We start from the raw sequence: 7,949 nt of genomic DNA, 5'->3' as shown, positions 1-7,949 counted from the left end.
GGCCGCGGCTGAACAGGGACTCCTTAGAACAAGAGGGACCACCGCAGGTCTGGGGAAAATTGCGCGGATGGTTGAAGATCTGATGTGAGGTCATGCCGGCCTCGCTAACACTGAAGAGCCGCCCCACTTGAAGCCGAAATACTGCCTTCTCCCGCGGCAGCCGAAACGCCTCAAAACGGGCTATTAGCCTGGACGTGAGAAGGCCCTGGCTGCACAGTCTAAATGAGATCGACTGGTCGTCGTAGGGCCCGTCGAAGTCAACGGGCTGGACCAAGCGTGTCAAAGACACGACTGGCGAAGAGATCGTGCCCAGCAGAGCGTGAGGGATCGCGATGCCAAGACCGATGCCGTCGAGCCGAGACACTCGCGGTCGAAGAGACCACGGAAGAATCATCTGCTCATCAAGCCCAGTTCTCCGCGCAATCCTGATCGCGATTTTTGATAAGGTGCAGCCGCACTGTTTGGCCAGCGCAGAAATTCACCGTCGGATAAGTGGGTCCTGGCTGTCCCGGACGCGAAGACAGCCGAGCGTCCGTGCGAAGCGCCGCGAGATTTTTGAACAAAAGCGCGAGCTCTCTACGCTTGCCGAGGGCTTCAGTGTCGATGCCGGCTCAATACTCCCCAGAAGTGCCGTTTGAATCTTCCCCAGTTTAGCGCTGTCGCCGGTCTTCCGGAGCGCGCTCCGGAAGACCGGCGGCGCGTGATCGTTGATGCTTCTCCTGATGGTCGGGAGAGGGATTTCGGTGATCAAGATCGGGGAGATGATGATGATACTGGATTTGCATCGGCAGGGCCTGTCGGTGTCGGCGATCGCCAGGGAGAGCGGGATCGACCGCAAGACGGTGCGCAAATACATTGCGCGCGGGCTCGAGGCTCCGGCCTACGGACCGCGCAGGCCGCGTCAGGCGGTGATCGATCCCTTCACAGCCTATCTTCGCGAACGGGTCACGCGATATCCCGGGCTCACCGGCAGCCGGCTTTTCCGCGAACTGAAGGACCTCGGCTATGGCGGCGGCTACACGGCCGTTACCGACTTCCTGCGCGACGTCCGTCCTGCCGCGGCGGAGCGTGGATACGAGGTTCGCTTCGAGACCCCGCCCGGCGAGCAAGCGCAGGTCGACTTCGCTCAGTTCAATGTCGTCTTTGCCGATGAGCCGACCACGCCGAGAATCGTCTGGCTATTCTCCATGGTGCTTGGCTTCAGTCGCCTTATCTGGGCACGCTTCGTCGTCCACCAGGATCTGCCGACTGTCTTGCGCTGCCATGCTGGGGCTTTCGAGGCGCTGGGCGGCGCTCCTCGCGAAGTGCTTTACGACCGTATGAAGACAGCTGTGATCGGCGAAGGCGATACCGGCGGCATCGTCTACAACCGTGCCCTCGTCGATCTTGCCCGCCACTATGGTTTCCATCCCAAGGCGTGTCGGCCTTACCGCGCCAAAACGAAAGGCAAGGTCGAGCGGCCGTTCCGCTACATTCGCGAGGACTTCTTCCTGGCCCGGTCCTTTCGCAATCTCGAAGACCTGAACGCCCAGTTGCGTCACTGGCTGGACACGGTCGCAAACCCGAGGGTTCACGCCACCACAAGGCGTGTCGTCAACGAAGCTTTCGCCGAGGAGCGCGCAGCGCTGCGGCCGCTGCCTTTGGCTCCGTTCCGATCGGTCCTAAAGCTCGAGCGACGTATCAGCCGGGAGGGCATGGTCAGCGTCGGCGGCAATTTCTACAGCGTGCCCGACGCCACCAGGCGCCGTGTCGTCGAGGTACACACGCTGGCCGAAGAGTTGCGCATCTTCGAGGACGGCGCACTGATTGCCACCCATCCTATTCTCGAAGGCCGGCACCAGCATCATGTCGAGCCGGGTCATCGCAACATCCACGTCCACAAGCGCCGACAAAGACTGAGGAACGACGAGGTCATTCTTCATGGCTCGGGCGACAGGGTCGCTCAGCGCCCGTTGACCTTCTACGACGCCGTCGCCCGGGTGATGGCGAACGAGCAACGTCCATGACGAACGCGCTCGACACCACGCCATCCACCATCGACCGGATCCGCCACGACCTCGTCGGCCTGAAGATGCCGCGGGCGCTCGAAGCGCTCGATCATGTCGTGCGCCGGCTCGAGAAAGGCGAGATCGCCGCCCTCGAAGCCATGGACATCCTCCTCTCGGAAGAGTTGACCCTGCGCGAGAACAGCCGGATCAAGACGGCACTGCGCATGGGGCGCCTGGCCACGATCAAGACGCTCGCCGGCTTCGACTTCTCTTTCCAGCCCTCGCTCGACCGCGATCGAATCTTCACGCTGGCCCAACTCGGCTTCGTCGCTCGCTGCGAGGTCGTCCACTTCCTCGGCCCGCCCGGCACAGGCAAGAGCCATCTGGCCATTGCGCTTGCCGTCGAGGCTGTGAAGGCTGGAAAGAGCGTCTATTTCTGCACGCTCGCCGAACTCATCGCCGCGCTGGCAAGGGCCGAACGCGAAGGCCGCCTGCAGGAACGCATCCGCTTCTTCTGCCGGCCTGCTCTGCTCGTTGTCGATGAGATCGGCTACTTGCCCGTCGTCCACGGTGGCGGCAATCTGTTCTTCCAACTCGTCAACGCCCGCTACGAGAAGGGCGCAATGATTCTCACCTCAAATCGCGGCTTCGCCGAATGGGGCGAGGTCTTCGGCGACCCTGTCGTCGCAACCGCACTTCTCGATCGCCTGCTTCACCATGCGGTCGTCGTCCAGATCGAAGGATCGAGTTATCGGCTCCGCCAGCACGCCGAGCTCATGCCCGAACACTTGCGATCAAAAGCCTCCATCACGCCGCCGACATTAAATCCACCATCGCGGCCGCGCGGCCGGCCACCGAAAAATGGACACCCCTCCGCGACAGTCTGAGCGGCGAAACTGGGGAATTTTACTTCGGCACTTTTGGGGAAAATTCGAGCGGCATTGACACTTCAGGCGGAAAGCGTCTCCTGGCGATATCCGCTGCGATGAAGTCGCCGACCCGAAGGTTCTTCATTCGACTGACCCATCATCCAGCTCTCGGCGACCTGCATTTGCGGCTCGGACCTGTGGCCGTATAGGGGGATCCAGAATGTCGAAGCCCCATGCACATGGGTCAAGAATACTGCGGCTCGTCATGGAGGTCGGCAGCGAAATCAGGACGGTTCGTCCCGGCCAGTTCGCTGGCGGAGAGTTGGCTTTCGAGTTTGCTGAGGCCGAGTGAGACGGCGCAAGGCATTGCCAGAACTTGATGTTTTCTGAGTTCGCTCTGCACTGGGGTCATACACCTTGATATGGTCTTATGTCCTTAGTCCTAGGACAGAGGACACACCGCATGAATGGGATGAGAAGTCAGGATATCGTGGTGCTTCTGAAGCTCGTGAGCTTGCAGGAGCAGGAGGGGCAAGTTGGCTCCGGGGAGCTTCATTGGAGCTTCTCGGGCGAGGCCCCGTACTCAGTTCGCGGCCTGGAATCGCTACTCGGGATCAGCAAAACGAGATTGACGCTTCCATCGCCGCAATCTACACAATTTTATCGTCCACGGACTGAAATTTGTGTTCCCCGCAAGGCGGGCGGCATCACGCGCGGCATGCCGACGGCCTTTGCCGCGCCAATGCTAAAGGACTGCTGATAAGCGGCGGTGAGTACATCCACATCTGGCCGTTTGCGGAAGGCCGGATATGGGGCAATCGATCGAGCCCTTGTTCAAGAGCGTGCCTGAAGCTGTTCCGAAAGATGAGAGGGCTGGACGAATATCTTGCGCTTGTCGATGCGATCCGGCTCGGAAACCAGCGGGAGGTGGGCCTTGCCGGTGAGCGGCTTTCTGAAAGGCTTCTGAAGAAATGACTACCATCAGAGGCCAGCTGCTCCACATGCTACAGATAGTAGCCGAGGCGCTGGGAAGCGACTTTCGGGAGCGTCTGATATTTGTGGGCGGATGCACGACCGCTCTTTTCATTACCGACGAAGTCACGCTTGGGGATGTCAGGGCGAGGGACGATGTCGATCTCATTGTCGATCTACTCCGCAAAGCGCGGTGTTGGTCGGAGATAATAGAACCTTATACCGCAATCCAACTTAGCTAGTTGTAATGTCCCCTCCTCTTTTGCAGCAGCCAGGAATGCCCTGCAGGCCTCCTCCGGCTCCATCTGACGCTGCCCCCAGTTTCTATCCATTTTTGAGTTCCTCAGCCCTCCAGGAACGCCAGAAGCGCCGCATTCACCGCGTTGCTCTCTGCGCGTTGAACCCAATGCGTCCCCTCCTCGAAAGTCTGCAGGCGGCCATCGTCGCAAAGGGCGAGACTGCGCTTGGCCAGCCCGGATTCCAGAGCCTGGTCCTGCATCCCCCACATAACAAGAGTGGGCGTCGTGATCCGCTCCTTCAGGCTCGGGCGAAAGCGCAAGGCGCGATACCAGTTGAGCATGCTGGTCAGCGCCCCCGGCCGCTCCCAAGCCTGCCGATATTCTGCAATCTCCTCTTCTTCGAAGGCGCCTTCCCGGCTGGATGTCCTGAGTGCTCGTGCGAGCAAGGCCGAGCGGCGCGCACCCAAGACGGCTTCGGGCAGCAAGGGGCTCTGGAAGAAAACCGCGTAGCTGCTCCGCAGAAACTGCGTCGGAGATCGCAGGACATGGGTAAACAGCACCTCGGGATGGGGCGCATTCAGGATGACGAGCTTGTCCAGGCGATGAGGCAACTTTGCCCCTGCGGCCCAAGCGACGATGCCGCCCCAGTCATGGCCGGCGAGGTGAAAGCTTCCGATGCCGAGCGCGTCGGCCAGGGCGACGACATCGCCGAGGAGCTTGGGGAGGGTGTACTCGCGGATGCCCTCTGGCTTGTCACTGGTGTTGTAGCCCCTCTGGTCGGGAACGATGACCCGATATCCGGCGGAAGCGAGCGTACCGATCTGCCGTCTCCAGCCGATCCAGAAGTCCGGGAAGCCGTGCAGGAGCATGACCGGCTTACCCTCGGCAGGCCCGGCCTGAACGACATGAAGCCGAATACTTCCGGCGTTGACGAACTGATGTTCAGGCGCGAGTGAGATCATGGCTGGTAACGTGGGTGTCGTTAAAGTGATCCAGCGCAATGAGGATTTAGATCAGGCTGCGTCGTCCCGACAACATGCACGCTCAGCCGATGGGCATGGGAGCCGAAGGGCCAAGTGGGGATGGCGCAGGTGTTGCTGCAGGCGGCGGATGTTTATTTGTAAGCGCAGGTCTGCACCTGCATCCTTTGGCGCTATTATACGTTTGCCCCGCGAAGAAGATGCTCCGGACCGGCGGCCATGTCGAAGAAAACAACCGAGGACGCTTACGAAGATCAAGTGCAACTTGAGCGGCGGGCCGAACGGGAGAGCCGCGGACGCAATGCCGAATGGCCGTCAGAGATTCCCGGCCGCGGCTGGAAGGACGTGCTGTGGCGGGTCTTTGCTGAGGTAACCGAGGACCGTGTTATGCTGATCGCGGCCGGGGCCGCATTCTATCTGCTTCTTGCCCTGTTTCCAGCGCTTGCCGCGTTCGTGTCCATCTATGGTTTCGTCGCCGATCCTCAGACCATTGCTCAGCACATTGCGTTCCTTGGCGGCGTACTGCCTTCGGGAGGTCTGGATATTATCAGATCTCAGCTTGCTTCCTTGGCAGCTCAGAAGGCTGGCGCGCTCAGCTTCGGCTTCATCTTCGGCCTTGCCGTCGCACTGTGGAGCGCCAGTAACGGCATAAAGACGCTATTCGAAGCCATGAACATCGCCTACGAGGAGAGTGAAAAGCGCGGTTTTATCCACCTGAATCTCCTGGCGTTGGGCTTCACACTTGGCGCCATCCTCATTGGTATCGGCTTTATCGTTTCGGTGGGGATTGTGCCAGCCATGCTTGTGCTGCTGAACCTCGGCGGCTGGACCGAAGCCCTTGTGCGGATCCTTCGGTGGCCGATGATGCTGATCATGGTCGGCGTCGGGATCACGCTGATCTACCGCTACGGACCCAGCCGGGAAAGGGCAAAGTGGCAATGGGCGACATGGGGCGCCTTCCTCGCGGCTGTGGTCTGGGTCGCAGTTTCGATAGGATTCTCCTATTATCTTGAAAACTTCGCCAACTACAACGCGACGTATGGAGCCCTTGGGGCAGTCATCGGCTTGATGATGTGGACCTGGATCTCCGCGATTATCCTGGTTGTAGGTGCGGAGCTGAATTCCGAGATGGAGCATCAGACAGCGAAGGACACCACCACAGGTGCGCAGCAGCCGATGGGTGCGCGAGGTGCCACGGTCGCCGACACGCTGGGCGAATCGGCCGATGCGGCCGACCAGCAGTCGCGTTCGAGCGAGCGCAACACTTAGCGCGCAGATCACTTTGCACGCCATCGTCAAGCGGCTGCAGCCGAGCGTGGCCCAGCACCGGCTCAAGTCGCTGGTCGCCGGCTTGCCCAATGACTGGCGATCTCACCATCCAGAAGCAACGCACAAGCACCGTCGCCGATGCCGAAACCTCGCCAGCCTCGACGAGGTCATTCTTCTGCTCAAACGTCAGAGCCGCCGACTTGAAGGGCGAGATCGCCTCGCTAATCGACGACGATCCGCTGTGGGCCTGTCTCGATCAGGTCTTCCGTTCGGTCAAGGGCCCCGCGTACTCCTGACGCCGAGTTGTCCGAGATTGACACCTTTCCAATAAGGCCATCGCAAACTCGTGGGCTTGGCGCCGATCGCCAATGACAGCGGCAGGCGCAGCGGTCGAAGACCGGTGCGCGGCGGCCGTAAAGGTACGCGCTCCAGCCTCTTCCTCATCGCGCTCACCGTCGCCAGATATGATCCCCACCCGGCGCCTTCAGGCAGGAAAGGGAAAGATGATTATTCGCATTGCGCCCGCCCGCAAGCTACCCGTCATTCCCAATGCAAAAGCACGCGATGCGCGCCACGAGTTCGCAAACGCAACTTGACACCCAGATAGTCACTCATTGGGAACCAACGGGCCTTACCTCCGTTTGCTCCTCGAATGGAGGAAACCATGAACAACCGGAATTCTGAACGGCGTCCCCCGACTGCGGTAAGAGCTGGTGACGGTACCTCGGAAGACATAGGAGCGACCGTAAGCGGCACGTTATCCAAAGCGTCCGACATAGCGCAAGGGGCGGCGGAAACCGCCAAACGGGCGGCCGTTGGTGGCGCGTCCACCGTGACCAATCAGGTGAAGGAGATGTTGGACCGTCAGGTCGGCAGCGGCGCCGAGGTGATGGGCCAACTGGCGAGTTCGACCAAGCGTGCGGCCGAGGACCTCGACGCAAACGCACCGATAGTCGCTGGGGTCGTGCGCACCTTCGCGAATAGGCTTGATGGATACGCAGACGACCTGCGAGACAGGTCCGTCGATCAGCTGGTTCTTGCAGCGTCCGATTTGGCGAGGCGCAAGCCGGGTTTGGTGTTTGGGCTGGCCGCCGTAGCGGGCTTTTTGACGTTCCGCACACTGAAGAGCGCGCCTCCCGCACCAGAGTCCATCAAGGGAAGGCGGCAGGGAGCGAACTGATCTGATGGCACAGGAACAACTGAAGAATTCGCCTCTCCCTCAAGCACTGTCGGCAGTGTTGGCGGACGTCGCGGACCTCTTTCAAAAAGAGTTGCGCCTGGCGCATGCGGAGCTGTCCGCCAACGTCTCAACGAAGCTCCAAGCAGGTGTGTGGATGTCTGCTGCTGGCGTGCTGGGAGTGGTCGCCGCTCTGCTTCTAGTGCAAGCCCTCGTACTTGGAATAGCCAGCTTAGGGATGGCCCTGCACTGGTCGTGTCTGATCGTCGCGGCCGCAACAGCCCTCGCCGCTGCTTTCGCCTACTATCGGGGCCGCGCTGATGCGCAAAAAGAACTTCTGCCGACACACTCCATAAGCCAAATAAAGCAGGATATTGCGACAACCAAGGAGCAATTAACATGAGCCGCAATTCACAGGTCCAGGATTTTGGAACGAAAGAATGGCTTCTCAGCTC

The 7,949-nt window shown here is 60.5% G+C and carries 7 protein-coding genes and 2 pseudogenes; 8 read left to right on the top strand and 1 reads right to left on the bottom strand.

Annotated elements, in window-relative coordinates:
* Positions 1 to 743: 743 nt before the first annotated feature.
* The 4 genes and pseudogenes from istA to NKJ13_RS31125 all read left to right on the top strand — a co-directional run bounded on the left by istA (position 744) and on the right by NKJ13_RS31125 (position 3,617).
* Positions 744 to 2,006, top strand: a complete 1,263-nt coding sequence (gene istA, locus NKJ13_RS31140; RefSeq protein WP_352779496.1) for an IS21 family transposase — start codon at positions 744 to 746, stop codon at positions 2,004 to 2,006.
* Positions 2,003 to 2,875 (top strand): IS21-like element helper ATPase IstB, encoded by an 873-nt coding sequence (gene istB, locus NKJ13_RS31135; RefSeq protein ID WP_352774152.1) that lies wholly within the window; start codon positions 2,003 to 2,005, stop codon positions 2,873 to 2,875. The genes istA and istB overlap by 4 nt, the downstream gene beginning before the upstream one ends.
* Positions 2,876 to 2,963: 88 nt before the next feature.
* A pseudogene (locus NKJ13_RS31130) lies at positions 2,964 to 3,176 on the top strand (alcohol dehydrogenase catalytic domain-containing protein); the annotation flags it as partial.
* A gap of 144 nt (positions 3,177 to 3,320) precedes the next feature.
* The gene (locus NKJ13_RS31125; protein WP_352779493.1) at positions 3,321 to 3,617 is read left to right on the top strand and encodes a hypothetical protein; all 297 of its coding nucleotides are present in this window, start codon (positions 3,321 to 3,323) and stop codon (positions 3,615 to 3,617) included.
* Positions 3,618 to 4,172: 555 nt separating this feature from the next.
* Here the strand turns inward: NKJ13_RS31125 and NKJ13_RS31120 are convergent.
* Positions 4,173 to 5,030, bottom strand: coding sequence for an alpha/beta fold hydrolase (locus tag NKJ13_RS31120; protein ID WP_352779490.1), 858 nt, complete (start codon positions 5,028 to 5,030; stop codon positions 4,173 to 4,175).
* A gap of 237 nt (positions 5,031 to 5,267) precedes the next feature.
* Here NKJ13_RS31120 and NKJ13_RS31115 point away from each other — a divergent pair, with 237 nt between their 5' ends.
* The 4 genes and pseudogenes from NKJ13_RS31115 to NKJ13_RS31095 all read left to right on the top strand — a co-directional run bounded on the left by NKJ13_RS31115 (position 5,268) and on the right by NKJ13_RS31095 (position 7,897).
* Positions 5,268 to 6,317 carry a YihY/virulence factor BrkB family protein gene (locus tag NKJ13_RS31115; protein WP_502901963.1) on the top strand — a complete coding sequence of 350 codons (1,050 nt, stop codon included), beginning with the start codon at positions 5,268 to 5,270 and terminating at the stop codon, positions 6,315 to 6,317.
* A pseudogene (locus tag NKJ13_RS31730) lies at positions 6,316 to 6,913 on the top strand (transposase); the annotation flags it as partial. The gene NKJ13_RS31115 and the pseudogene NKJ13_RS31730, both read left to right, overlap by 2 nt.
* Before the next feature lie 68 nt (positions 6,914 to 6,981).
* On the top strand, positions 6,982 to 7,497 hold the full coding sequence (locus tag NKJ13_RS31100) for a hypothetical protein (RefSeq protein WP_352779484.1): 516 nt from the start codon (positions 6,982 to 6,984) through the stop codon (positions 7,495 to 7,497).
* 4 nt (positions 7,498 to 7,501) lie between these two features.
* The gene (locus tag NKJ13_RS31095) at positions 7,502 to 7,897 is read left to right on the top strand and encodes a phage holin family protein (RefSeq protein WP_352457931.1); all 396 of its coding nucleotides are present in this window, start codon (positions 7,502 to 7,504) and stop codon (positions 7,895 to 7,897) included.
* Positions 7,898 to 7,949 lie beyond the last annotated feature (52 nt).

The sequence above is a fragment of the Mesorhizobium sp. M0174 genome, from assembly GCF_040322275.1.
Classification (GTDB): domain Bacteria; phylum Pseudomonadota; class Alphaproteobacteria; order Rhizobiales; family Rhizobiaceae; genus Mesorhizobium.
Note: the sequence above shows the minus strand (reverse complement) of the source record. Positions and strands in the feature narration are given on the sequence as shown.

Bases quoted from the DNA above. Each gene is read 5' to 3' on its own strand.
- istB (WP_352774152.1), top strand. From the start codon at position 2,003: ATGACGAACGCGCTCGACACCACGCCATCCACCATCGACCGGATCCGC.
- NKJ13_RS31125 (WP_352779493.1), top strand. From the start codon at position 3,321: ATGAATGGGATGAGAAGTCAGGATATCGTGGTGCTTCTGAAGCTCGTG.
- NKJ13_RS31100 (WP_352779484.1), top strand. From the start codon at position 6,982: ATGAACAACCGGAATTCTGAACGGCGTCCCCCGACTGCGGTAAGAGCT.
- NKJ13_RS31120 (WP_352779490.1), bottom strand. From the start codon at position 5,030: ATGATCTCACTCGCGCCTGAACATCAGTTCGTCAACGCCGGAAGTATT.
- NKJ13_RS31115 (WP_502901963.1), top strand. From the start codon at position 5,268: ATGTCGAAGAAAACAACCGAGGACGCTTACGAAGATCAAGTGCAACTT.
- NKJ13_RS31095 (WP_352457931.1), top strand. From the start codon at position 7,502: ATGGCACAGGAACAACTGAAGAATTCGCCTCTCCCTCAAGCACTGTCG.